Annotated in this window: 21 protein-coding genes; 16 read left to right on the top strand and 5 right to left on the bottom strand. The window is 56.1% G+C overall.

The window, feature by feature from the left end; all coding sequences use genetic code 11:
* The first annotated feature begins 23 nt into the window (after positions 1 to 23).
* The 3 genes from IV04_RS06045 to IV04_RS06035 are packed head-to-tail and all read left to right on the top strand — an operon-like array spanning position 24 to position 3,242.
* Positions 24 to 2,048, top strand: a complete 2,025-nt coding sequence (locus tag IV04_RS06045) for a protein-disulfide reductase DsbD (protein WP_037402560.1) — start codon at positions 24 to 26, stop codon at positions 2,046 to 2,048.
* On the top strand, positions 2,045 to 2,749 hold the full coding sequence (locus tag IV04_RS06040) for a DsbA family protein (protein ID WP_037402551.1): 705 nt from the start codon (positions 2,045 to 2,047) through the stop codon (positions 2,747 to 2,749). The genes IV04_RS06045 and IV04_RS06040 overlap by 4 nt, the downstream gene beginning before the upstream one ends.
* Positions 2,742 to 3,242, top strand: a complete 501-nt coding sequence (locus IV04_RS06035) for a protein disulfide oxidoreductase (RefSeq protein ID WP_037402548.1) — start codon at positions 2,742 to 2,744, stop codon at positions 3,240 to 3,242. The genes IV04_RS06040 and IV04_RS06035 overlap by 8 nt, the downstream gene beginning before the upstream one ends.
* Here the strand turns inward: IV04_RS06035 and IV04_RS06030 are convergent.
* The gene (locus IV04_RS06030; protein WP_037402545.1) at positions 3,239 to 4,693 is read right to left on the bottom strand and encodes a PLP-dependent aminotransferase family protein; all 1,455 of its coding nucleotides are present in this window, start codon (positions 4,691 to 4,693) and stop codon (positions 3,239 to 3,241) included. The genes IV04_RS06035 and IV04_RS06030 overlap by 4 nt on opposite strands.
* A 170-nt stretch (positions 4,694 to 4,863) precedes the next feature.
* Here IV04_RS06030 and IV04_RS06025 point away from each other — a divergent pair, with 170 nt between their 5' ends.
* Positions 4,864 to 5,853: a DMT family transporter gene (locus IV04_RS06025; protein WP_037402543.1), complete on the top strand. Its 990-nt coding sequence runs from the start codon at positions 4,864 to 4,866 to the stop codon at positions 5,851 to 5,853.
* A gap of 30 nt (positions 5,854 to 5,883) precedes the next feature.
* Here the strand turns inward: IV04_RS06025 and IV04_RS06020 are convergent, their stop codons facing one another.
* The 3 genes from IV04_RS06020 to IV04_RS06010 are packed head-to-tail and all read right to left on the bottom strand — an operon-like array spanning position 5,884 to position 8,842.
* Positions 5,884 to 7,404, bottom strand: a complete 1,521-nt coding sequence (locus IV04_RS06020; protein ID WP_037402541.1) for a tripartite tricarboxylate transporter permease — start codon at positions 7,402 to 7,404, stop codon at positions 5,884 to 5,886.
* 11 nt (positions 7,405 to 7,415) lie between these two features.
* Positions 7,416 to 7,847 carry a tripartite tricarboxylate transporter TctB family protein gene (locus tag IV04_RS06015; protein ID WP_037402538.1) on the bottom strand — a complete coding sequence of 144 codons (432 nt, stop codon included), beginning with the start codon at positions 7,845 to 7,847 and terminating at the stop codon, positions 7,416 to 7,418.
* Positions 7,848 to 7,861: 14 nt separating this feature from the next.
* A complete protein-coding gene (locus tag IV04_RS06010) occupies positions 7,862 to 8,842 on the bottom strand; it encodes a tripartite tricarboxylate transporter substrate binding protein (RefSeq protein ID WP_037402535.1) in 981 nt (326 codons plus the stop codon).
* A 122-nt stretch (positions 8,843 to 8,964) separates the two neighbouring features.
* Between IV04_RS06010 and tctD the strand changes: the two genes are divergently transcribed.
* Positions 8,965 to 9,639 (top strand): transcriptional regulator TctD, encoded by a 675-nt coding sequence (gene tctD, locus IV04_RS06005; protein WP_037402532.1) that lies wholly within the window; start codon positions 8,965 to 8,967, stop codon positions 9,637 to 9,639.
* On the top strand, positions 9,626 to 11,044 hold the full coding sequence (locus tag IV04_RS06000) for a sensor histidine kinase (protein WP_037402530.1): 1,419 nt from the start codon (positions 9,626 to 9,628) through the stop codon (positions 11,042 to 11,044). The genes tctD and IV04_RS06000 overlap by 14 nt, the downstream gene beginning before the upstream one ends.
* Positions 11,045 to 11,047: 3 nt before the next feature.
* On the opposite strand, the gene IV04_RS05995 is transcribed toward IV04_RS06000, so the two are convergent.
* Entirely contained in the window at positions 11,048 to 11,959 is a 912-nt protein-coding gene (locus IV04_RS05995) for a DMT family transporter (RefSeq protein WP_037402529.1), read from the bottom strand.
* 108 nt (positions 11,960 to 12,067) lie between these two features.
* Here IV04_RS05995 and IV04_RS05990 point away from each other — a divergent pair, with 108 nt between their 5' ends.
* From IV04_RS05990 to purF, 10 genes are all read left to right on the top strand, one after another.
* Positions 12,068 to 12,841, top strand: a complete 774-nt coding sequence (locus IV04_RS05990) for a helix-turn-helix domain-containing protein (RefSeq protein ID WP_037402526.1) — start codon at positions 12,068 to 12,070, stop codon at positions 12,839 to 12,841.
* Between the two features lie 198 nt (positions 12,842 to 13,039).
* The gene (gene pdxB / locus IV04_RS05985; protein WP_037402523.1) at positions 13,040 to 14,161 is read left to right on the top strand and encodes a 4-phosphoerythronate dehydrogenase PdxB; all 1,122 of its coding nucleotides are present in this window, start codon (positions 13,040 to 13,042) and stop codon (positions 14,159 to 14,161) included.
* 80 nt (positions 14,162 to 14,241) lie between these two features.
* Entirely contained in the window at positions 14,242 to 15,252 is a 1,011-nt protein-coding gene (locus IV04_RS05980) for an aspartate-semialdehyde dehydrogenase (protein WP_037402520.1), read from the top strand.
* Positions 15,252 to 16,073 (top strand): tRNA pseudouridine(38-40) synthase TruA, encoded by an 822-nt coding sequence (gene truA, locus IV04_RS05975; RefSeq protein ID WP_037402510.1) that lies wholly within the window; start codon positions 15,252 to 15,254, stop codon positions 16,071 to 16,073. The genes IV04_RS05980 and truA overlap by 1 nt, the downstream gene beginning before the upstream one ends.
* A gap of 80 nt (positions 16,074 to 16,153) precedes the next feature.
* Positions 16,154 to 16,816 carry a DedA family protein gene (locus IV04_RS05970; RefSeq protein WP_037402507.1) on the top strand — a complete coding sequence of 221 codons (663 nt, stop codon included), beginning with the start codon at positions 16,154 to 16,156 and terminating at the stop codon, positions 16,814 to 16,816.
* Positions 16,817 to 17,047: 231 nt separating this feature from the next.
* Positions 17,048 to 17,956: an acetyl-CoA carboxylase, carboxyltransferase subunit beta gene (accD, locus tag IV04_RS05965; protein ID WP_037402504.1), complete on the top strand. Its 909-nt coding sequence runs from the start codon at positions 17,048 to 17,050 to the stop codon at positions 17,954 to 17,956.
* Between the two features lie 119 nt (positions 17,957 to 18,075).
* Positions 18,076 to 19,341 (top strand): bifunctional tetrahydrofolate synthase/dihydrofolate synthase, encoded by a 1,266-nt coding sequence (gene folC / locus IV04_RS05960; RefSeq protein WP_037402501.1) that lies wholly within the window; start codon positions 18,076 to 18,078, stop codon positions 19,339 to 19,341.
* Positions 19,342 to 20,082 (top strand): cell division protein DedD, encoded by a 741-nt coding sequence (dedD, locus tag IV04_RS05955; protein ID WP_037402498.1) that lies wholly within the window; start codon positions 19,342 to 19,344, stop codon positions 20,080 to 20,082.
* A 288-nt stretch (positions 20,083 to 20,370) separates the two neighbouring features.
* Positions 20,371 to 20,871 carry a colicin V production protein gene (cvpA, locus tag IV04_RS05950; protein WP_037402622.1) on the top strand — a complete coding sequence of 167 codons (501 nt, stop codon included), beginning with the start codon at positions 20,371 to 20,373 and terminating at the stop codon, positions 20,869 to 20,871.
* A 21-nt stretch (positions 20,872 to 20,892) separates the two neighbouring features.
* Positions 20,893 to 22,410, top strand: coding sequence for an amidophosphoribosyltransferase (gene purF, locus IV04_RS05945; RefSeq protein ID WP_037402496.1), 1,518 nt, complete (start codon positions 20,893 to 20,895; stop codon positions 22,408 to 22,410).
* Positions 22,411 to 22,530: the final 120 nt, after the last annotated feature.

Raw genomic sequence — 22,530 nt, 5'->3', positions numbered from 1 at the left:
TAATGAATTTATGGAGAAGAAACATGTTGAATATCATCAGGCTGGCGTTGGCTTGCCTATTATGGCTGTGGTTGCCTGCGTCACAGGCGGCGGACAGCGGTTGGCTGCAAAGTCCACAAAACCAGCACGCTAAAGTCAGGCTGCGTGCCGATACCAGCAACGGCGTTGAAACACGCGTATTGCTGACTGTTGAACTGGAAAAGGGCTGGAAAACCTATTGGCGCTCGCCGGGGGAAGGCGGTATTGCACCCAAGATCGCCTGGCAGGGCGATCCCCCAGTTGCCACCTGGTTCTGGCCGGTTCCCCAACGTTTTGATGTAGGCGGTATTTCTACTCAGGGCTATCACGATCGCGTGACGTTACCGATAGTGCTGAAAAGGCCGATACCACGCCAACTTGCGGGCACGCTGACGCTCTCGACCTGTAGCAACGTCTGTGTGCTGACCGATTACCCGTTCAGCCTGGATCTCAGCGCGCCCAATGATGCACAGTTCAACCACGACTTTGCTCAGGCGATGGGGCAGGTGCCGATCGCCAGCGGGATGGTGGACAGCGTCCGGGCCGGTTATCAGAACGGTGAATTGCAAATCAGCGCCGAACGTGCGGCGGGTTGGCAACAGCCGGAGCTGTTCTTCGACACGCTAGAGGATGCCTCTCTGGGCCACCCCAAGGTGAGCCACAATGGCGCGCAGCTACAGGCACGCATCCCGGTCAGCGACGGCTGGGGCGAGGCGGCCCCTGACCTGCGTGGTAAAACGCTGCGGCTGGTGGTCAGTGACGGTGGAGTGGCTCAGGAGGCCACGTTAACCGTCGGTGCTCCGCTCGGTTTATCGCCGGTAAGCGGATTTCCACTGTGGCAGGCGGTGCTGATGGCGCTGGCCGGTGGTTTTATCCTTAACCTGATGCCCTGTGTGTTGCCGGTATTGGGAATGAAACTGGGTTCGATTTTGCAGGTGGAGCACCGCGATCGCCGCAGCGTGCGTCTGCAGTTCCTGGCCTCTTCCGGCGGCATCGTGGCGTCGTTTATGGCCTTGGCGTTGCTGATGACGCTGTTGCGGCTAAGTAATCACGCACTGGGTTGGGGCATTCAGTTCCAGAATCCGTGGTTTATCGGTTTTATGGTGTTGGTGACGTTGCTGTTCAGCGCCAACCTATTCGGCCTGTTCCACCTGCAACTCTCTTCTGCACTCAATACCCGGCTGGCAACCCATAACGGCAATGGTCTGAGCGGGCATTTCTGGCAGGGCGCTTTTGCTACGCTGCTGGCGACGCCATGTTCCGCTCCTTTTCTGGGAACGGCGGTGGCGTTTGCCTTGGCGGCTCCGTTGCCGGTGCTGTGGGGCATGTTTGTCGCGCTGGGGATTGGCATGAGTTTGCCCTGGCTGTTTATCGCCGCCTGGCCTGCATTAGCGCTGCGTTTACCGCGCCCAGGCCGCTGGATGAACGGTATGCGCCTGGCGCTTGGCCTGCTGATGTTGTTGTCTTCGCTGTGGTTACTTAGCCTGCTGAGCAACCATATCGGGAAGCAACTCACGCTGATTGCGGGTGCGGTGTTGATGTTGGGGCTGCTGCTGGCGATTTGGCGGCGGCTTGGGTGGCGAACCGCCACCAGCGTAATGCTGCTGGTAGGGTTGGCACTGCTGATCGGCTCGTTCAGCGCGGGCCTGTGGCGGCAACCTCTGCATGACAAGATCAACTGGCAACCGTTGTCCGAACAGGCCATCACCCAGGCGTTGACGCAGCATAAGCGGGTGTTTATTGATGTGACCGCCGATTGGTGTGTGACCTGTAAAGTCAACAAGCTCAACGTATTGATGCGTGATGACGTGCAAAAAGCGCTGAGTGCCGACGATGTGGTGGCGCTGCGCGGTGACTGGAGCCGCCCATCCGCGGCGATCTCCGCTTTCTTGCAACAGCGTGGGAGCGCCGGGATCCCGTTCAACCAAATCTATGGCCCCGGTAGCCCGAACGGTGAAGTGATGTCACCGCTGTTAAGCCGTGACGCCGTGTTGCAAGCCCTCTCCACCGCCCAAGGAACCGAACCATGAAAACATTACTGCTCCTGCTGATGTTGATGATCGCCCCAGCTTGGGCCGCAGCCCCTTTTACTGCCGAGCAGGAGGCACGGCTTAAGGTGCTGATCCGCGAAACGCTGGTGGCTAACCCAGAGATTCTGGCCGAGGCAGCTAACGCCTGGCAGCAGCAGGCCAGCAAGCAGTTGCTCAAACAGCAGGAAGAAAACCTGTTTAACGATCCAGCCAGCCCGCGCTTGGGGGCCAAAAATGCCAAGCTGACGCTGGTGGTTTTTACCGACTATAACTGCCCGTACTGCAAACAGTTTGATCCGTTGCTGGAGAAGATCGTCAAGCAATATCCCGAGGTGGCGTTGGTGATGAAACTGGTGCCATTCAAGGGGGAAAGTTCGATCGCCTCGGCCCGCGTTGCGCTAACCACCTGGCAGCAGCACCCGGAACAATTCTGGGCGCTGCATCAACGCCTGATGGCGAAAAAGGGTTTGCACGATAATGCCAGCATTGCGGCGGCTCAGCAGAAAACCGGCGTTGCGCCAGTGACGCCCAGTGAGCAAAGCCTGACTACGCTACGTGCCAATATGCAATTGGCAGAACAGTTGGGAGTGCAGGGTACGCCTGCCACGGTGATCGGCGACCAGATCTTACCGGGAGCGGTATCTTATGCAGAGCTGGAGACGATAGTGAAACAACAGTTGGCAAAGGCGAAAAATGGCTAGATTAAGGCGTTGGGCACGTGAACTGCTGGTTTTGGCACTGATAGTGTTGGCTACCATGCTGGTGATGGATTGGCTGCGTGCGCCGCAGGCACCGCTGGCGTTCAATCAGCAGATGCTGGCAACGCTCGACGGCGAACAGGTATCGTTGGCCGAGCTCAGCCAGCACAAGCCGCTGCTGGTTTACTTCTGGGCAAGCTGGTGCACCATTTGCCGCTTTACGACGCCAAGCGTTGCCAAACTGGCGGCCAACGGCGGCAATGTACTGAGCGTGGCGCTGCGCTCTGGTGATAACCAGCAGGTGGAGCAGTTCTTGGCGCGTAAGCAGCTACAACTGCCGGTGGTTAACGATCCATTCGGGGCGTTATCGGCGCAGTGGCAGGTCGGGGTGACGCCAACCTTGGTGGTGATTTCACAAGGCAGGGTGGTGCAGAGCACCACCGGCTGGACCAGCTATTGGGGCATGAAGCTGCGGCTCTGGTGGGCCGCGCTTTAACTTTTTTGCACCTCTATGATCGCCCGGCTTAAGCGGGCGATCCCTTCCTCGATCAGCTCCGGCGTGTTGGCGGCAAAATTCAGCCGCAACCCCTGCGCTCCACGCGCTTCATCGGCATGGAAGCATTCACCGCGTGCAAAGGTGACGCCCTGCTGCCAGGCGGTGGGCATCAGTGCCGCAGTGGTGAGAGAATCTGGCAGTTGCAGCCAGATAAACAGCCCTCCTTCCGGCACCTCAAACCGGCAGCCTGCAGGCAAGTGCCGTTGTAATGCTGCCACCATCGTATCGCGGTGCAGGCGATAAACCCTTCCCGCCCGACGTAGCTGTTTTTCATAGCGACCAACGGTGACAAAAGCATCCAGAGCCCGTTGGATCAGGTTGGAACTGGTGAAGCTGTCAACGTGTTTCAGCGTTGACAAGCGCAGGTAATGCTCGCTGTCGGCGACCAGATAGCCGATACGCATACTGGGCAATAACATTTTGGAAAAGGTGCTGACGTAAATCACCGTACCCGGTGCAGCCAAGGCGCGTAGCGAGGGCAAGCTTTTGCCGTTATAACGCAGATCGCCGACAAAATCGTCCTCCAGAATCACCAAACCTGCCTGCTGCGCCAAGGCCAGCAAACGGTGGCGGCGTGCTTCACTCAGGCAGCGACCGGTCGGGTTATTGAAGTTGGGAATGGTGTAGATCATTTTGGGGCGATGTTGCTCGATCAGCGCAGGCAGCAGGTCAACGCACATACCGTGCCGATCGCTGGGAACGGAAACAATGTTGATGCGGTGCAGGCGCAGCAGGCCCAGGGCTTCGGCATAGGTGGGTTCTTCGACGATCACCGTGTCGCCCGGCTGCAACAGCGTCTGGAAAATCAGGCTGATGGCGTGCTGTGAGCCGTTGGTGATCAACACCTGTTCGGCGCGAGTGGGAATGCCCTGTGTGGTCAGAATGCGCCCCAAGGTATCGCGCAGCGGATAGTAACCGCAGTAATCACCGTAGCTGAACGCTTCTTCCGCATGGCGGCTGAGGATCGACAGCAGAATTTTGCGGAACTCCTCCAGCGGGAACACTTTGGAACTGCCCACTCCGGCGGCAAAATTGATGATGTGCTCTGGTAAGGGGATATCCGGGTAGCCATCCAGCCGGGAGGTGGCGGTGGTGAAACGCTCAAGTGGGAACGGTTCACGCAGCAGCGGCGGCTGCGGAAGGGCAACGGGTTGCAGATGATGAACATAGGCCCCGCTGCCGCGCCATTGCTGCAACAATCCTTTGGCTGTCAGTTCGGCGTAGGCGTTTTCCACCGTCAGGCGACTGACGGACAGTTTGGCGGCCAGGCTGCGTGTTGAAGGCAGTTTGTCGCCAGCGGCAAAGGTGCCGCTCAAGATGGCGCGGCGTAGCGCTTCCTCGATTTGCAGATACAGCGGAATATCCTGCTGACGATCTAACGGAATATGCATGCAAACTGGCCCGGTCGCTGAAAGTGATTTTTAATATATCCCATTATTAGCGGGCGTTAAGCAGAAAAAAGTGGCCTGTATAACATTGGGGTAAAGTGGCTATGGTGGCAAAATATGGCCGCGTTAGAATCTTGAGCCAGAGAGTTAGCTGACGAAGATTTGAGGGCGCTATGTCATCACCAACGGGGATTTCCGCCGCATCGCAATTAGGTGCCGGGCGCGTTTTAGCAGGCAGAAGCCAGGGTTATGCGATCGCCATTATCAGTGCCATGTTGTTGGCATTTACCGCGATTATTATCCGGGCGCTGACGGAGTATTTTCATCTGCCGACCTTCGTGCTGGCCTTTTGGCGTGCGGCGCTGGTGGCTTTGGTGCTGTTACCGCTATTGTTGCTGTTCAGGCCAGAATGGGCGCGTCTGCGCCGCGAGCAGGTATGGTTCTATGCCGGTTACGGCTTGCTGCTGGCGCTGTTTAACGGTTTGTGGACGCTGTCGGTGGCCCTGAACGGCGCTTCAGTAGCCACTATCCTGACTTATTGCTCGGTGGGTTTTACCCTGTTTCTCGGTTGGGTGATGTACAGCGAGCGTCTTAGCCCGCGTGAACTGCTGGTGATCGTGGTCAGCTTGGGTGGGTGTTTCCTGGTGAGCAATGGTGACAGCATGGGCAACAGCCGCTTTGATCTGCTGGGGTTGGTGGTCGGTATGCTGTCCGGTGTCGGTTATACCCTGTATACCCTCGGCGGGCGCATTGCCAGCGAACGGCGCTACCCGGTGTGGAACACCATTCTGTATGTGTTCGGTTTCTCTGCGGTTTATCAGTGGCTTTTTAATACCATGCTGGTGTTTTTCCCGCTGGCGGCATTGCAGGGGATGAGCGGCGATCTGTGGTTTCTTTCGCAGGGGGCACAAGGCATTCAGTGGAGCGGTTGGCTGTTGTTGCTCACCTTAGCCGCCGGGCCGACGTTGCTGGGATTCGGCCTGTATAATATCAGCCTGAAAACCCTGCCGCTGGCGATAGCCAATTTAATCCTGTCGTTGGAATTGGTGTTTACCGCAGTGATTGCTTATTTCCTGCTGGGCGAGAATATGAATCAGCTACAACTGCTCGGCAGTGCGCTGGTAATGGGTGGGGTACTGATGTTAAGAAAGCGTGAAGGGTGAGAAAGGGGCCCTGATGGCCCCTTTGAGTCATTACTCTACCTTGGCAGCCTCGACGGTAATACTGCGGCGCTTGCGCAATTTGCGCAGCAACGGCGGCAGCGCCAGTACGGCAACGGCCAGCACCAACAGGCATTGTGCAATCGTACTGCTCCACAGGATGCTGAATTCACCGTTGCTGATTGACAGAGCACGGCGCAGGTTCTGCTCCAGCATTTCCCCCAGCACAAAACCCAGAATCAACGGCGACATCGGGAAGTGCATCTTCCGCAACAGGTAGCCAAACACCCCAAGCCCGACCATCAGCAGCAGATCGAAAGTGGTGCTGTGTACGGCATAAACCCCAACGGCTGAAATGGCAGCAATGGCTGGCACCAGGAACCACAGCGGTACGGTCAGCATGCGGGTGAACAGACCGATCAGCGGGATGTTCATGATCAGCAGCATCACGTTGGCGATCAGCAGGGCGGCGATCAGCCCCCAGACGATGTCCGGTTGCTCGGTGAACATCGCCGGGCCAGGGGTGATGTTATACAGCGTCAAGGCACCCATCATTACCGCCGTGGTGCCGGAACCTGGCACTCCCAGCGTCAGCATCGGGATAAACGAACCGCAGGCCGACGCGTTGTTGGCAGCTTCCGGCGCGGCCACGCCACGAATATCCCCTTTACCAAAGGAATCGCTGTTGCCGCTGATTCTCTTCTCGGTCATATAGGTCAGCGCACTGGCGATGGTGGCCCCGGCGCCCGGCAGAATACCGACGAAAAAACCGATAAATGAGGAACGCAGCGTCGGGCCAACGCATTCGCCCGCTTCTTTGCGGTTGAACAGCAGGCGACCGGTTTTGCGGATCAGCTTCTGGCCAGAACTGGTGCTTTCCAGCATCAGCAGGATCTCACTGACGGAGAACAGACCAATCACCACCACGATAAACTGAATGCCATCGGAAAGGTGTACGCTGTCGAAGGTGAAGCGGTAAACGCCGGTATTGGCATCCACTCCCACCGTCGCAAGCCCTAAGCCAATCAACGCTGCCAGCAGCGATTTCAGCGGGTTTTCGCTCATCATGCTGCCAAGACAGGCGATGGCAAACACCATTAGCGCGAAGTATTCCGCCGGGCCAAAGGCCAGCGACCAGCGTGCCAGCAGGGGGGCGAACAGGATAATCCCTATAATGGCAATCAAGGAGCCGACAAAAGAGCTGACCGCCGAGATCGACAACGCGACACCGGCACGCCCTTGCTGCGCCATCGGGTAACCATCCAGGGCGGTCATGATCGCCGCCGCATCGCCCGGTACATTGAGCAGAATCGACGAAATACGCCCACCATACTCACAGCCGATATACACCGTAGCCAGCAGGATCAGCGCGGATTCTGCGGGTAATTTCAGCGCGAACGCCAGCGGTAGCAGGATCGCCACGCCGTTGATCGGCCCCAGGCCCGGCAACAAGCCAACGATGGTGCCAACGAAGCAACCGATCAGCGCGATAATCAGGTTCTGTGGAATCAACGCCACCTCGAACCCTTGTGATAAATACATCCAGGTTTCCATCATCGTCCCCGTTAGCTCAGCCACACGCCAAGCGGCAGCGTGACATCGAGTAAGTAATCAAAGGCGAAAAACAACGACACGCCCATCACTGCGCCAGAGATCAACGCGGCCATTACCGTGGCCTGGAACAGCAGACCGATGCTGAAGGTCAGTAGTGCGGTCGCCAGCGGGAAACCAAGCCACTCGAATCCCCAGGCATACAACACCAACGTGATAATCAGCACCAGCAGGCGTTGCAGCACTTGTTTATGCGGCCATTCGATAAGTTGTGGCCTGCGTAGCAGCAGTAAGACGGCACACAGGGCCATCAAACCCAGAATCGCCAGCGGGAAGGGGCGTGGCCCCAGGGGTTCATAGCTGTATTCGCTTTGAATGCCCCAGCCGATAAATAGGCCGCTGAGACATAGCAACAGCCAGATACAGGCAAAAATACGATCGCTCATAGGATGCCTCGGGGTTATTTGGCCAGACCGAACGCTTTTGCCTGCTCACGGTACTGATCCACCTGGTTTTTCACGTAGGCATCCAGTTCTTGACCGGTCATGTTGAACTCAAACAGGCCGCGCAGATCGCGCTGCTTCTTGAATTCGTCGGTGGCCATGGTTTTCTTGAAGGTGTCGATCCACCATTGATATTCTTCTTCGCTGACTTTCGGGCCAACGTAGAAACCACGGATGATCGGCCAGACCAGATTGAAGCCCTGTTCTTTGGCGGTAGGAACGCTTGCTAATTCTCCCGGCAGACGATCTTCGGCATACACTGCCAGTACGCGGATTTTATCGCCTTGCAGGTGTGGCACCATTTCGCTCAGATCGCCGGAAACTGCCTGAATGTGATTGCCCAACAGTGCAGTAACCGGTTCGCCGCCGCCTTCAAACGCCACGTAACGCATCTTGTGCGGATCGATACCCACTTCGCGCGCCAGTAACGCGGTTTTCATCCAGTCCTGGCTGCCGATGGAGGCTCCAGCACCGAATACCACGCTGTTCGGGTCTTTTTTGAACGCCTCCATCAGATCTTTCAGCGTTTTGTAAGGGGAATCGGCGCGCACCGCGATCATGCCGTAATCGGTGCCCACGGCGGCCAGCCACTTCACATCATCCACGTTGTAGCGGCCAAATTTCCCTTGCGACAGGTTCAACAGCGAACCGCCAGAGAAGGCCACCACGGTACCGAATTCTGCCGGGCGTTGGGCGACGATGGCGTTATAGGCTACAGCCCCCACACCGCCGGGCATGTAAGTCACGCGCATCGGCTTGTCGATGGCTTTGGTTTCCTGTAACGAAACCTGGATCAGCTTACAGGTAAGATCGAAGCCGCCGCCGGGTTTGGCCGGGGCGATACATTCTGTGCGGCTGGGCGCTTCAATTGCCAGCGCATGGTTGGCGGCAAATAACAGGGCGGTTGCGGTAAGCGTGCGGGTAATTATTGTTTTCATTGCTTTTCCCATCAGTTTTGTTTTGGATTGTGAGAGTCCCCGCTGACACGGGGTTGCTGAATTGTTAAAACAATAACCTTTCATTTACCTGTCATCGGGCAGCAAATTTTACAGGATGTGATATGCGTCTCTTGTTAGTAGAAGATCACCCCGAGTTATCTCATTGGTTGCAAAAGGCCCTGACCGGCCTGGGTTTTGCGGTAGACATCGCCGAAGATGGGTTGATCGCCGATCATCTGTTATTGCACGAAAGCTATGCGCTGGTGGTGCTGGATGTCGCGTTGCCGCGCCTGAATGGCCTGGATCTGCTGGCGCGGTTGCGCAAGCGCGGGCAGGATTTGCCGGTGCTGTTGCTGACGGCACGGGCCGACGTGGCCGATCGGGTGCAAGGGTTGAATCTGGGGGCTGACGATTACCTCACCAAACCCTTTGAACTGAATGAGTTGGAAGCGCGTATTCGGGCGCTGCTGCGCCGTAGCGTCGGTAGCATGCAACGGGCGCTGAAATACGGCGCGCTGACCTATCATGATGAAGGCTATTTCCTGTTGGATGAAAAACCTGTGCCTCTGACGCCGCGCGAACTGGCTGTACTGACCGCCTTGATGCATCGCCGTGGCCGCCCAGTGGCCAAACAGCAACTGTTTGAACAGGTATTTACTCTGGCCGATGAAGCCAACCCAGAGAGCATTGAACTGTATGTTCACCGGGTGCGTAAAAAGCTGCAGGGCAGTAATGTGATGATAGTGACCTTGCGCGGCCTGGGTTACAGCCTGGAGCTGTGTGATGAAATGGCTTAAAGCGCCACGTTCGCTGTTTAATCAGTTACTACTGTTTTTTGGTTTACCGCTGCTGATGTTGGGAGGGATCTCGATCTACACCCACTACTTCAGCGCGATGAGTGCCGCAACGCTGGCTTACGATCGCACATTGCTGGCTTCGGCGCGCACGGTGGCGGAACGGCTGGTGGTACGCAATCAACGGCTGGAAGTGGATGTGCCTTACGTGGTGCTCGACAGCTTTGAGCGCAATATGAACGACCAGCTTTACTATCAGGTGATCTCGCCGGAAGGCCAGAGTATCTCTGGCTACAGCGATCTGCCCAAGATGCCTGACTATATTCCGCGCTCCAACCTGTATCCGGCGTTGGTGCATTTCTATGATGCCGACTACCGTGGCAGGCCGATTCGCATGGCCGCGCTGTTCCAGCCGGTGAATGAATCCGGCGTGATGGGGATGGCAACTATCGTGGTGGCAGAAACGCTGGAATCCCGGCGCTATCTGGCGCGGCAGATGCTGCTGGCGGCGTTGCTGAGCCAGGGAACGGTGGTGCTTTTGACGCTGATCCTGGCCTATGTGCTGCTGAAAAAGGTGCTAAAGCCGATGCGTAAGCTTTCTGGCATCATGCTGCGGCGCGATCCGGGGGAACTGACCCCTTTGCCGATGGTGTTGCCGTGGTCTGAAATGCGGCCATTGCTGCTGGCATTCAACCGCTACATTGAGCGGTTGCGGGTGATGGTGGCGCGTCAAGAGCGCTTTAGCGCCGATGCCTCTCACCAGCTCAGAACGCCGCTGGCGGTGCTGAAAACCCAGGTGGGTGTTGCACTGGCCAGCGATCGTCCCGAGCAGTGGCGCGAAAGCCTGGAGGGGATGAGCACCACGTTGGACAACACGGTAGCGTTGACCGATCGCTTACTGCATCTCTCACGCCTGAAAGCGCATGAACGCGATGCCGAGCGCCAACTGCAGCCGGTCGATCTGGCACAGATACTGCGCGACGCCTGTTTCTCGCGCTTGCCACAGGCACGCAGCAAACAGATTGATCTAGGCTATGAAGGGGTTGAACAGTGCCGGATCGCCGGGGAGACGTTGCTGCTCACCGAACTTTGCGCCAACCTGCTCGACAACGCTCTGAAATATACCCCGCCTCAGGGCATCGTGACTGCGCGTCTGGTGATTGAGGGGCTGCAGGGCGTACTGGAGATTGAAGACAGCGGGCCGGGGATTGCTGCGGAGCATATTCAAGCGGCGCTGCAACCGTTCCACCGGCTGGACAACGTTGGCGTTCAGCCGGGAGCGGGATTGGGTTTGGCGTTGGTGAAAGACATCACCCATTACCACCGCACCCGCCCGGAACTGCTGGCTTCTGCCCAACTGGGTGGCCTGTTAGTGCGGGTGCGTTTTACATTGTTGCCTTTTGGTTGAGCATCACTCTTTACAGGCAATTGGCGTGATTTCAGCCGTTTTCTTTCGCCCTAACGGGGTGCGCAGGCGTTGCGACAGGATCACACCCAATAAGGTGATACCCCCGCCAATCAGGTGATAGCTCTGCAAATGTTCGTGCAGGAACAGCACGGCGATAATGGCGGTGAATACCGGTGCTAGGTTCATAAAGATCGAAGTGGTGTTAGCGCCCAGGCGCATTACGCCCAGAATCCAGAAGAACGGCGCAAGAATTGATGCGGGAATACCGGCGAACAGCACCAGTGGGATGTTCTGGCTGTTAAGCTGAACGTCCGGCGTCAGCAAGAAGTTGGGCAGCAGCAGCAGCACGCCGAACAGGATCTGCATATACAGAGACTGCCAGTTTGGCAAGGCAATCGCCCAACGTTTGGTCAACACGCTGTAGAGCGCATAAGACGCTGCGGCGGCAAACATCATCAGCTCGCCTTTGCCGATACCATGCTCCAGCAATTGCAGCGGTTGACCTGCGCTGACCAGCCACACCAGGCCGCCTAGCGATAATATACCGCCCAGCGCGATACCGATGGTGGGGGCAACACGCAGTACGATCAGGCTGATCAGGACGGTCAAAAGCGGGATCAAAGAATTGAGAATGCCCATAAACAGCGCGCTGACGCTATGCGCGGCGTAATACGACAGGCTCTGGTACAACACCATGCCCAGCAGGCCGAGGATCATCAGCTTCCACCCGTTGGCGCGCACGGTCGGCCAGTGGCGGATCACCCCCGGTAGCGCGAATGGAGTCAACACTATCAAAGCCAACAGCCAGCGGTAGAAGGAAATAGCTGCCGGTTCGATGACGGTAGCGGAGACTTTGCTGACGACGGCATTGATCGACCAGATCAGGACGGCCAGCAACGGGAAAAGCATATTCATGATAATTACTCTCAACAACTGATAAGCTACTGGCTAGTCTACTCGTGTCCGATTTATTATATATAGTGATAATCAGACACTCTTTCACGAAATCAAGACAACTTTACTATGGCCGAAATCCGTCATTCCCCCAGCGCACAAGTAGCAGCGCCACGTAACCTGTTCTTTCATTGTGAAGAAACCAATGCGGATACCGAGTATGTGCTGCATAGCCATGATTGGGGACAACTGATCTGCGTAAAAACTGGCGTGATCGCGATGAATATCGCCGGGCAGCGCTTTCTGGCACCGCCGGAATTTGCTGTTTGGCTACCGGCGGGGATGGAGCATTCCAGCTATAACCGCAAACCCGCGTTGTTCCGCAGTATCAATATTGCCAAATCGCTGTGCGTAGGGTTGCCGGAGCAGGCGTGTTTGCTGAATGTGTCACCGGTATTCAGTGCGATTGTCGAAGATTGCCTGACGCGGCGGATGCTGGAGCCGCAAACCGATGAGGATTTACGCTTGTGCCAGGTGTTGATCGATCAGTTGCGTATTTCACCGATCCAGCAAACCTATCTGCCGACTTCGCAAGATAAATTCCTCGCCCCGGTGTTGCAGGCGTTGGAGCGTTGCCCGGCGGACAATACCTCGCTGGCGGTCTGGGCCGGGCGGGTGTATACCACAGAAAGAACCCTATCGCGCCGTTGCCAGCAGGAGTTGGGGATGTCGTTCAGTGAATGGCGACAGCGCCTGCGTTTTTTGCACGCCCTTTCGCTGCTTGAACAGGGGAAAATCGTGCAGGAGGTGGCGTTAGATGTTGGCTACAGTTCGGCTTCCGCGTTTATCGTGATGTTCCAGCAGATTGCTGGTACCACGCCAGAGCGTTTTCGTCGCTTGTAACAACGTTTGGGGTTTTATACCCTTCATACTTCAAGTTGCTTGGGTGTTGGCTGCCTTCGTTCACCCCAGTCACATAGTTATCTATGCTCCTGGGGCTTCTCTCAGTTGCCGCCTACAAGCAACTCGAATTATTTTGGGTATACGCCATCGGTGGCACACTATTTCGCAGCTTGAGCGCCAATCCTGTCGGAGAATAACGTGAAGATTTTAGTTGATGAAAATATGCCCTATGCGGTGGAACTGTTTGGCCGTTTAGGTGAGGCGTTGGCGGTACCTGGCCGCCCGATCCCACGCGAGGCGCTGGCTGATGCTGACGCACTGATGGTGCGCTCGGTGACGAAAGTGAACCAGGAACTGCTGGCGGGCAGCGGTATCGGTTTTGTCGGTACCGCCACGGCAGGCACCGATCACGTTGATGAAGCGTGGCTGCAACAGGCAGGCATTGGCTTTTCGGCTGCACCCGGTTGTAACGCTATTGCGGTGGTTGAATATGTCTTTTCTGCCCTGATGCTGCTGGCTGAGCGGGATGGTTTTTATCTGCGCGATAAAACCGTGGGTATCGTCGGCGTGGGCAATGTGGGCTCGCGCTTGGATGCTCGCCTGAAAGCGATGGGTGTGCGTACTTTGCTGTGCGATCCGCCGCGTGCAGAACGTGGGGATGCCGGTGAGTTTTGGTCATTGGAAAAGCTGGTGGCTGAAGCGGACGTGTTGACGTTTCATACCCCACTGAATAAGTCTGGCCCGTATAAATCGTTGCACTTGGCTAATGCGGATCTGCTCGATGCGTTACCGGATGACCGTATCCTGATCAACGCCTGCCGTGGTGCCGTGGTGCATAACGCCGCGTTGCTCAAGGTGCTGGAGCAGGGTAAGCGGCTCAGCACGGTGCTGGATGTGTGGGAGCCTGAACCGGAGCTTTCTCTGCCGCTGCTGGATTGGGTAGATATCGGCACCGCTCATATCGCGGGTTACACGCTGGAGGGCAAAGCACGCGGCACCACCCAGGTGTTTGAAGCCTTTGCTCAACACTTGGGGCAGCCGCAGCAGATCGCTCTGGCTTCACTGCTGCCCGTACCTGAGTTCAGCGAAATTCGCCTCAACGGGCCACTGGATGAAGGCAAGTTAAAACGATTGATGCACTTGGTGTATGATGTGCGCCGCGATGATGCACCACTGCGCAAAGTGGCCGGGTTACCGGGCGAGTTTGATCGCCTGCGCAAGCATTATCAGGAACGTCGTGAATGGTCTTCCCTGCGGGTGCTCTGTGATGACAGCGCCAGCACGGAGCTGCTGCACAAGCTGGGTTTTAGCGTGCAATAAGTTTGTTTTAATTCAATTTTCTATATTTGGGCGGTAATTTCACCGCCCGTCTGCAAATGAAATACTCTGGAGATAACCCAATGTCAGACGGCTGGAATATCGCTCTGCTCGGTGCGACGGGCGCAGTAGGTGAAGCGTTGCTGGAATTGTTGCAGGAGCGCCAGTTCCCGGTGGGTGAACTCTATCCTTTGGCCAGTGAGCGTAGTGCCGGTGCCACGGTGCGTTTCAACGGCAAATCTCTGTTGGTGCAAAATGCAGAGGAGTTTGACTGGTCTCAGGCGCAGTTGGCGTTTTTTGTCGCGGGTACTGAAGCAGCGGCCCGTTATGCCGATGAAGCGGGCAACATGGGCTGCCTGGTGATTGACAGCAGTGGCCTGTTTGCTCTGGAGCCGGATGTGCCGCTGGTGGTGCCTGGGGTTAACCCGCAGGTGCTGGCGGATTACCGCAACCGCAATATCGTCGCAGTGGCCGACAGCATGGTGAGCCAACTGCTGACGGCGATTAAACCGCTGATTGAACAGGCGGGGCTTTCCCGTTTGCACGTCACTACGCTGATGTCGGTTTCGGCACGCGGTAAAGTGGCGGTGGACGACTTGGCTGGCCAGAGTGCGCGTTTGCTGAACGGCATTCCTGCCGAGCCAGGCGTATTTGCCAAACAACTCGCCTTCAACATGTTGCCTTTGATGGCCGATGAGCAGGGCAGCGTGCGTGAAGAGCGCCTGATCGTCGATCAGGTACGCAAAGTATTGCAGGATGAAGGGTTGCCGATCTCGGTGAGCTGCGTTCAGTCACCGGTATTTTACGGCCACGCGCAGGTGGTGCATCTGGAGGCGTTGCGCCCGATCGCCGCAGAAGAGGCGCGTAGCGAACTGGAACAGGCCGAAGATATCCAACTGAGCGAAGAGGATGATTATCCGACGCAGGTTACGGAAGCTTCTGGCAGCGATGTATTGTGTATCGGTTGCCTGCGCAATGATTATGGTATTCCTGAACTGCTGCAGTTCTGGTCGGTGGCTGATAACGTGCGTTTTGGTGGCGCGCTGATGGCGATCGAAACCGCCGAACGCCTGCTGCAGGAGCAGATGTACTGATGCTTGAAGTGGAATCATCAACTCCGTCAATGCTGAAGATTGCGTTGGGGATTGAGTATGACGGCAGCCGTTATTACGGCTGGCAACGTCAGCAGGAAGTGGCTAGCGTGCAGGCTTGTCTGGAAAAGGCATTGAGCAAGGTCGCGGATGCGCCGATCGGTGTGTTCTGCGCCGGGCGTACCGATGCCGGGGTGCATGCAACCGGCCAGGTGGTGCATTTTGAAACCGCTGCGCACCGTAAGGAGGCTGCCTGGACCATGGGGGTCAACAGCCATCTGCCGCCGGATATCGCCGTGCGTTGGGTCAAAGAGGTCAGCAGCGATTTTCATGCGCGTTTCAGCGCTACTGCCCGCCGTTACCGTTACATCATTTTTAACCATCGTTATCGCCCAGCGGTGTTGCAGCAGGGCGTTACCCATTTTTACCATCCGCTGGATGCCAAGCGTATGCATCGTGCGGCTCAGGCGTTGCTGGGTGAGAACGACTTTACCTCGTTCCGCGCCGTGCAGTGCCAATCGCGTACCCCGTGGCGTAACGTAAAACAGGTTAAAGTAACGCGTTACGGCGAATATATTGTGGTAGATATCAAAGCGAATGCCTTTGTCCACCATATGGTGCGCAATATTGTGGGCAGCCTGATGGAGATTGGCTGCGGTAATCAGGACGAGAACTGGATGGCTGAACTGTTGGCGCTGAAAGATCGCAATCTGGCGGCGGCCACGGCGCGGGCTGAGGGGCTATATCTGGTAGCCGTTGACTATCCTGAGCAGTTTGCTTTACCCCGGCCTCCGATGGGGCCGCTGTTTTTAGCTGACGATTAAACCGCCTGATGGCAGATTAATGCGTTGTTGACTGATGTAGGCACCGAGCGTTAGAGACATTCGGTTAGACGAGAGAATTTATGGATATCATTAAGTTTATCATTGATTTCATTCTGCATATTGACGTGCATTTGGCGGAGCTGGTAGCGCAATATGGTGTGTGGGTTTACGCCATTCTGTTCCTGATCCTGTTTTGTGAAACCGGGCTGGTGGTGACGCCGTTCCTGCCGGGTGATTCCCTGCTGTTTGTTGCCGGTGCGCTGGCCGCGTTGCCGTCTAACGATCTTAACGTACATACTATGGTTGCACTGATGGTGATCGCGGCAGTGATCGGCGATGCCGTCAACTATACGATTGGCCGGTTGTTTGGCGAGAAGCTGTTCAGCAACCCGGATTCAAAAATTTTCCGCCGCAGCTATCTGGATAGAACCCATCAGTTTTATGAAAAACATGGGGGTAAAACCATTATTCTGGCGCGATTTGTGCCGATCGTGCGGACATTCGCGCCGTTCGTTGCCGGTATGGGGCATATGTCCTATCGTCATTTTGCAGCGTATAACGTGATTGGGGCGCTACTTTGGGTGCTGCTGTTCACTTATGCTGGTTACCTTTTTGGCGACCTGCCTATCGTGCAGGAAAACTTGAAATTGTTGATCGTTGGGATCATCTTTGTTTCAATTCTGCCGGGCATTATTGAGATCTGGCGTCACAAGCGTGCGGCTGCCCGCCAGCAAAAACAGTAAAAACAGCGCTTAACCTATCGGTTCGACCAGTTTTTTATCCACAGGACCGGGCCGATATGGTTTAATGAGCGACATTTATGGTCTGTTCCTGCGAACAACCTTGAAATCAGTGCCTCGGCAGCATGTGGAACGTGCTTGTTCGGGGGCTTTTCATTGGGTCTGTTTTCAGGGGGATTGTTACAGCATGAACAGCGGACTGGCATCTGCCAGGTTCAAACAGAAAGGTCATCGATGAGCTGGATTGAACGAATTCTTAACAAGAGCAATATTACACAAACCCGCAAGGTGAGCATTCCCGAAGGGGTTTGGACCAAATGCGACAGCTGCGGCCAGGTTCTCTATCGTGCCGAGCTGGAGCGCAATCTTGAAGTTTGCCCTAAGTGCGATCACCACATGCGTATGTCGGCGCGTATGCGTTTGCATACCCTGCTGGATGAAGGCAGTGAAGTGGAGTTGGGCAGCGATCTGGAGCCGAAAGACGCTCTGAAGTTCAAGGACTCCAAGAAATACAAAGACCGCCTGGTGGCTGCACAGAAAGCAACTGGCGAGAAAGACGCGCTGGTAGTGATGAAAGGCACGCTGTACGGGATGCCGGTGGTCGCCGCCTCCTTCGAGTTTGCCTTTATTGGCGGTTCGATGTCTTCGGTCGTCGGTGCGCGCTTTGTGCGTGCGGTTGAGCAGGCGCTGGAAGACAACTGCCCGCTGGTCTGCTTCTCTGCCAGCGGCGGCGCGCGTATGCAGGAAGCGTTGATGTCGCTGATGCAGATGGCGAAAACCAGCGCGGCATTGGCCAAACTGCAGGAGCGCGGCCTGCCGTACATCTCTGTACTGACCGATCCCACCATGGGTGGTGTTTCCGCCAGTTTGGCGATGCTGGGTGATATCAATATCGCCGAGCCGAAAGCGTTGATCGGCTTTGCGGGCCCACGGGTTATCGAGCAGACCGTACGTGAAAAACTGCCGCCGGGCTTCCAGCGCAGTGAGTTCCTGATCGAGAAAGGGGCTATCGATATGATCGTGCGCCGCCCGGTGATGCGTCAGACATTGGCAAGCATTCTTTCCAAGCTGACCAACCAGCCGCAGCCGCAGTTCGATGATGTAGCACCGGTTACCGTGCAAGAAAATCAGGCGGATGCCTGATCTGCAAATGAGCGACCGTACTGGCAACCGCCGGTACGGTATTTCAATCGCCATCTTGTGGCTAAGCGCGGTTGAAAACGCAAAGCGTCGCCTTACGGGTATATGAAGCGATGGAACCCATGCAAAACCACTCTATTCCCCAAGCCACGTCGCCATTGAGCTCGTGGCTTTATTATCTGGAACGTTTGCACAGCCAGGCGATCGAACTCGGCCTGGAGCGCGTGCAGCGCGTTGCGACACATCTTGATTTGCTCACCCCAGCTCCCACGGTATTTACCGTTGCCGGTACTAACGGCAAAGGCACCACCTGCCGCACGTTGGAAGCCATTCTGTTGGCCGCCGGATTGCGCGTTGGTGTCTACAGTTCCCCGCATCTGGTGCGCTATACCGAACGGGTGCGCGTGCAGGGTGAAGAACTGAGCGAAGCGGAGCACAGCCGTTCATTGGCTGTTATTGAGGCCGGGCGCGGTGAAACCTCTCTCACTTATTTCGAATTCGGCACGCTGTCAGCGTTGCAACTGTTCAAACAGGCCAAGCTTGATGTGGTGATTCTGGAAGTCGGATTGGGCGGGCGCCTGGATGCAACCAATATCGTCAACCCGAGCGTAGCGGTAGTGACCAGCATCGCGTTGGATCATACCGATTGGTTGGGTAACGATCGTGAGAGCATTGGCCGTGAGAAGGCGGGGATTTTCCGCAGTGGCAAACCGGCGATCGTCGGTGAGCCAGATATGCCGCATAGCATTCAGCAAGTGGCAGACAATCTCGGGGCTCTGTTGTATCGCCGTGACGATGCCTGGAGCTTCAGCGAGCAGGGTGAACGCTGGCAATGGGAAGGGTGTGGCACCAAACTGACCAATCTGCCGATGCCGCATGTCCCTCTGGCCAATGCGGCCACCGCGTTGGCGGCATTACACTATTCTGCGCTTGAGATCGATGAGAAAGCGATTTTTGCTGGCTTGCAGCAGGCGATGTTGCCAGGGCGTTTCCAGGTTGTTCAGCGCGATCCGTTGTTGATTCTGGATGTTGCGCATAACCCGCATGCGGCAGCCTATCTGGCTGGGCAATTGGCGAAATTGCCGCGCAACGGCGGCAAAGTGCGGGCCGTGGTGGGGATGCTGTCAGATAAAGATATTGCCGGTACGCTGGCTTGCCTGAGTGAGCAGATCGATGTCTGGTATTGCGCACCGCTTGAAGGCCCGCGTGGTGCCAGCGCTGAGCAGTTGGCACAGCACTTAACGGAACCACAGCTGTTTACCCATGTCGACATTGCCTGGCGTCAGGCGATGCAGGATGCAGATATTCAGGACATTGTGATCGTCTGCGGCTCGTTCCACACCGTTGCCCAGGTGATGGCAACGTTAGACGAGATGCGGGGAGTGTGAGTGGCAAGTAAATTTCAGAACCGATTGGTGGGCACCGTGATTCTGGTTGCTCTGGGCGTCATCATTTTGCCGGGTTTGCTGGACGGGAAGAAGAGGCATTATGAGGATGACTTTGCAGCCATTCCTCTGGTGCCGAAACCGGGTGATGCGCATGAAGCCGATGCGATACCGCCAGTGAGTCAGCCGTTGCCAGCGCAACCGCCGGAAGGGGCGGGTGCGTTGGTGGAGCAACAGGCTGCGACCGAGGCCGCAGCCCAACAGGCGGTGAATCAGAGAGGGCAGCAGCAAGCGCAACCGGTTCAGGAGACGGCTCCACCGCTCGACGTTAAACCGACCGAAACCAGGCCGCTCGAAACCAAGCCGGTGCAGCCACCCAAGCCGAAGCCGGTAGAGGTTAAACCGGTAGAAACCAAACCAGCAGAAGTGAAGCCGAAACCGGTTCCCCAACCGCCACCCAAGGTTGAGCCTAAACCGGCAATTGAAGAAAAAGCGCCGGTAGGGCAGGCCTATGTGGTGCAACTGGGGGCACTGAAAAACGCCGCCAAGGTTAATGAGATCGTCGCATCGCTGCGTTTGTCGGGTTACCGGGCTTACACCGTGCCTTCAACGCCAGTACCAGGGGAGATTACCCGGATCTTCGTCGGGCCAGATGCGTCGAAGCAGAAGCTGCAGGCGGCGCTGCCAGCACTGAATGGCATCAGTGGCTTGAGCGGGCAGGTGAAAGCGTATAGCGCGCGTTGATAGATTCCCGCTCTTTCCTCTTTGGCGGAGGAGCGGTAGAAACGTCAGTGAAAGTGTGCCTTGCAAGGGCCAAACAAGCTATGTGGGTGCGGCGATTAAGAAATTTTTTATCGCCGTTTTTTATTTGTTACGTGGTGGGAAATCCTCTACGCAAACGTTTTCTTTTTCTGTTAGAATTCGCCGCGAATTGGTCATACCCGATAGCATTCGAGCTGTATCAGGGCATTCAACGCCGATGCAGCGTGAAGGTAAAGGGAGTGCAAGGGGCGATTCATTATTGGAATGGTCATGGTCTGGATTGATTACGTCATTTTAGCGTTGATTGGATTTTCGGCTCTGGTGAGCCTGATCCGCGGTTTTGTGCGTGAAGCTTTGTCACTGGTGACATGGGGATGTGCGTTCTTTGTTGCCAGCCATTTCTATCCTTACCTTGCAGCCTATTTCACACGTTTTGAAGATGAGCTGGTTCGGAACGGCATTGCGATTGCCATTTTGTTTATCGCAACGTTGATTGTAGGCGCTATCGTTAACTATGTGATTGGTTCACTGGTAGAGAAAACCGGGTTGTCGGGCACCGATCGGGTGCTGGGCGTGTGCTTTGGCGCACTGCGCGGCGTGTTGATCGTGGCGGCGATACTGTTTTTTCTGGATACCTTTACTACCCTGTCGCAAAGTGCGGACTGGAAACAGTCGCAGCTTATTCCCCAGTTCAGCTATATCATCAGGTGGTTCTTTGACTACCTGCAGAGCACGTCGAGTTTCTTACCGTCCCATTTACCGGGGCAGTAGCGGCTTAGAGGAAAAAACAACATGTGCGGTATTGTCGGTATCGCCGGTTTTATGCCGGTAAACCAGTCGATTTATGATGCGTTGACGGTGCTTCAGCACCGTGGACAAGATGCCGCAGGCATCGTCACCATTGATGCCCATAACGGGTTCCGTTTGCGTAAGGCTAACGGGTTGGTGAAAGATGTGTTTGAAGCACGGCATATGCAACGCTTGCAGGGCAATATGGGGATCGGCCACGTGCGTTACCCGACTGCAGGCAGCTCCAGTGCTTCAGAGGCTCAACCTTTCTACGTCAACTCACCGTTTGGCATTACGTTGGCCCACAACGGTAACCTGACCAACGCCCATGAACTGCGCCAGAAGTTGTTTGAAAGTGGCCGTCGTCATGTCAACACCACGTCTGATTCCGAGATTCTGCTGAACGTGCTGGCTACTGAGCTTGACCGTTTCCAGCACTATCCGCTGGAACCCGAAAATATCTTCACCGCAGTGGCGGCGATGCATCAGCAACTGCGCGGTGCCTATGCCTGTGTGGCGATGATTATCGGCCATGGTCTGGTGGCGTTCCGCGATCCGAACGGCATTCGCCCGTTGGTGATCGGCAAGCGTGAGCTGGAAGACAACCGCTGTGAGTACATGGTGGCATCTGAGAGCGTTGCGCTGGATACGCTGGGCTTTGAATTCTTGCGGGACGTTGCGCCGGGTGAAGCCGTTTATATCACCGAAAAAGGCCAACTGTTCACCCGCCAGTGTGCAGAGAACCCAAAAACCAACCCATGCTTATTCGAGTATGTCTACTTTGCCCGTCCTGACTCCTTTATGGATAAAATTTCCGTCTACAGCGCCCGTGTGCGCATGGGGCAGAAGCTGGGTGAAAAGATTGCCCGCGAATGGGAAGATCTGGATATCGACGTGGTGATTCCGATCCCGGAAACTTCCTGCGATATCGCGTTGGAAATTGCGCGTATTCTGGATAAACCGTACCGCCAGGGTTTTGTGAAAAACCGCTATGTTGGCCGCACGTTCATCATGCCGGGCCAGCAGGCGCGTCGCCAGTCGGTGCGCCGCAAGCTGAATGCTAACCGCGCCGAGTTCCGTGACAAGAATGTGTTGCTGGTGGATGACTCCATTGTGCGTGGCACCACCTCGGAGCAGATCGTTGAGATGGCGCGTGATGCTGGGGCTAAACGTGTTTATCTGGCTTCTGCCGCGCCAGAAATCCGCTTCCCGAACGTTTACGGTATTGATATGCCGAGTGCCACCGAGCTGATCGCCCACGGGCGTGAAGTGGATGAAATCCGTCAGCTGATTGGTGCCGATGGCCTGATCTTCCAGAATCTGGACGATCTGATCGAAGCGGTACGTGAAGAGAACCCGGACATTACCCAGTTTGAATGCTCGGTGTTCAACGGCATTTACGTGACCAAAGACGTTGACCAGAGCTATCTGGAATATCTGGAAGCGCTGCGCAATGACGATGCCAAAGCGTTGCGCGGGCAAACGGAAGCAGAAAATCTGGAAATGCATAACGAAGGCTAAGGTTACCCGCAGAGTTCCTGGCCAAAAAGGTGCACCGCCGCGTCCGTTGCGGTGCATACCTTAACTCCCTCAGCTTGCTAATCGTCTATGGTTGCTGCAAAGTCTGCGCTGATTCGACTA

Source organism: Serratia sp. Ag1, assembly GCF_000743355.1.
Lineage (GTDB): Bacteria > Pseudomonadota > Gammaproteobacteria > Enterobacterales > Enterobacteriaceae > Chania.
This window is presented reverse-complemented; position numbering and strand designations above follow the sequence as displayed.

Excerpts from the sequence above, each read along its gene's own strand:
- IV04_RS06045 (WP_037402560.1), top strand. The coding sequence starts at position 24 with ATGTTGAATATCATCAGGCTGGCGTTGGCTTGCCTATTATGGCTGTGG.
- IV04_RS06040 (WP_037402551.1), top strand. The coding sequence starts at position 2,045 with ATGAAAACATTACTGCTCCTGCTGATGTTGATGATCGCCCCAGCTTGG.
- IV04_RS06035 (WP_037402548.1), top strand. The coding sequence starts at position 2,742 with ATGGCTAGATTAAGGCGTTGGGCACGTGAACTGCTGGTTTTGGCACTG.
- IV04_RS06030 (WP_037402545.1), bottom strand. The coding sequence starts at position 4,693 with ATGCATATTCCGTTAGATCGTCAGCAGGATATTCCGCTGTATCTGCAA.
- IV04_RS06025 (WP_037402543.1), top strand. The coding sequence starts at position 4,864 with ATGTCATCACCAACGGGGATTTCCGCCGCATCGCAATTAGGTGCCGGG.
- IV04_RS06020 (WP_037402541.1), bottom strand. The coding sequence starts at position 7,404 with ATGGAAACCTGGATGTATTTATCACAAGGGTTCGAGGTGGCGTTGATT.
- IV04_RS06015 (WP_037402538.1), bottom strand. The coding sequence starts at position 7,847 with ATGAGCGATCGTATTTTTGCCTGTATCTGGCTGTTGCTATGTCTCAGC.
- IV04_RS06010 (WP_037402535.1), bottom strand. The coding sequence starts at position 8,842 with ATGAAAACAATAATTACCCGCACGCTTACCGCAACCGCCCTGTTATTT.
- tctD (WP_037402532.1), top strand. The coding sequence starts at position 8,965 with ATGCGTCTCTTGTTAGTAGAAGATCACCCCGAGTTATCTCATTGGTTG.
- IV04_RS06000 (WP_037402530.1), top strand. The coding sequence starts at position 9,626 with ATGAAATGGCTTAAAGCGCCACGTTCGCTGTTTAATCAGTTACTACTG.
- IV04_RS05995 (WP_037402529.1), bottom strand. The coding sequence starts at position 11,959 with ATGAATATGCTTTTCCCGTTGCTGGCCGTCCTGATCTGGTCGATCAAT.
- IV04_RS05990 (WP_037402526.1), top strand. The coding sequence starts at position 12,068 with ATGGCCGAAATCCGTCATTCCCCCAGCGCACAAGTAGCAGCGCCACGT.
- IV04_RS05980 (WP_037402520.1), top strand. The coding sequence starts at position 14,242 with ATGTCAGACGGCTGGAATATCGCTCTGCTCGGTGCGACGGGCGCAGTA.
- truA (WP_037402510.1), top strand. The coding sequence starts at position 15,252 with ATGCTTGAAGTGGAATCATCAACTCCGTCAATGCTGAAGATTGCGTTG.
- IV04_RS05970 (WP_037402507.1), top strand. The coding sequence starts at position 16,154 with ATGGATATCATTAAGTTTATCATTGATTTCATTCTGCATATTGACGTG.
- accD (WP_037402504.1), top strand. The coding sequence starts at position 17,048 with ATGAGCTGGATTGAACGAATTCTTAACAAGAGCAATATTACACAAACC.
- folC (WP_037402501.1), top strand. The coding sequence starts at position 18,076 with ATGCAAAACCACTCTATTCCCCAAGCCACGTCGCCATTGAGCTCGTGG.
- cvpA (WP_037402622.1), top strand. The coding sequence starts at position 20,371 with ATGGTCTGGATTGATTACGTCATTTTAGCGTTGATTGGATTTTCGGCT.
- purF (WP_037402496.1), top strand. The coding sequence starts at position 20,893 with ATGTGCGGTATTGTCGGTATCGCCGGTTTTATGCCGGTAAACCAGTCG.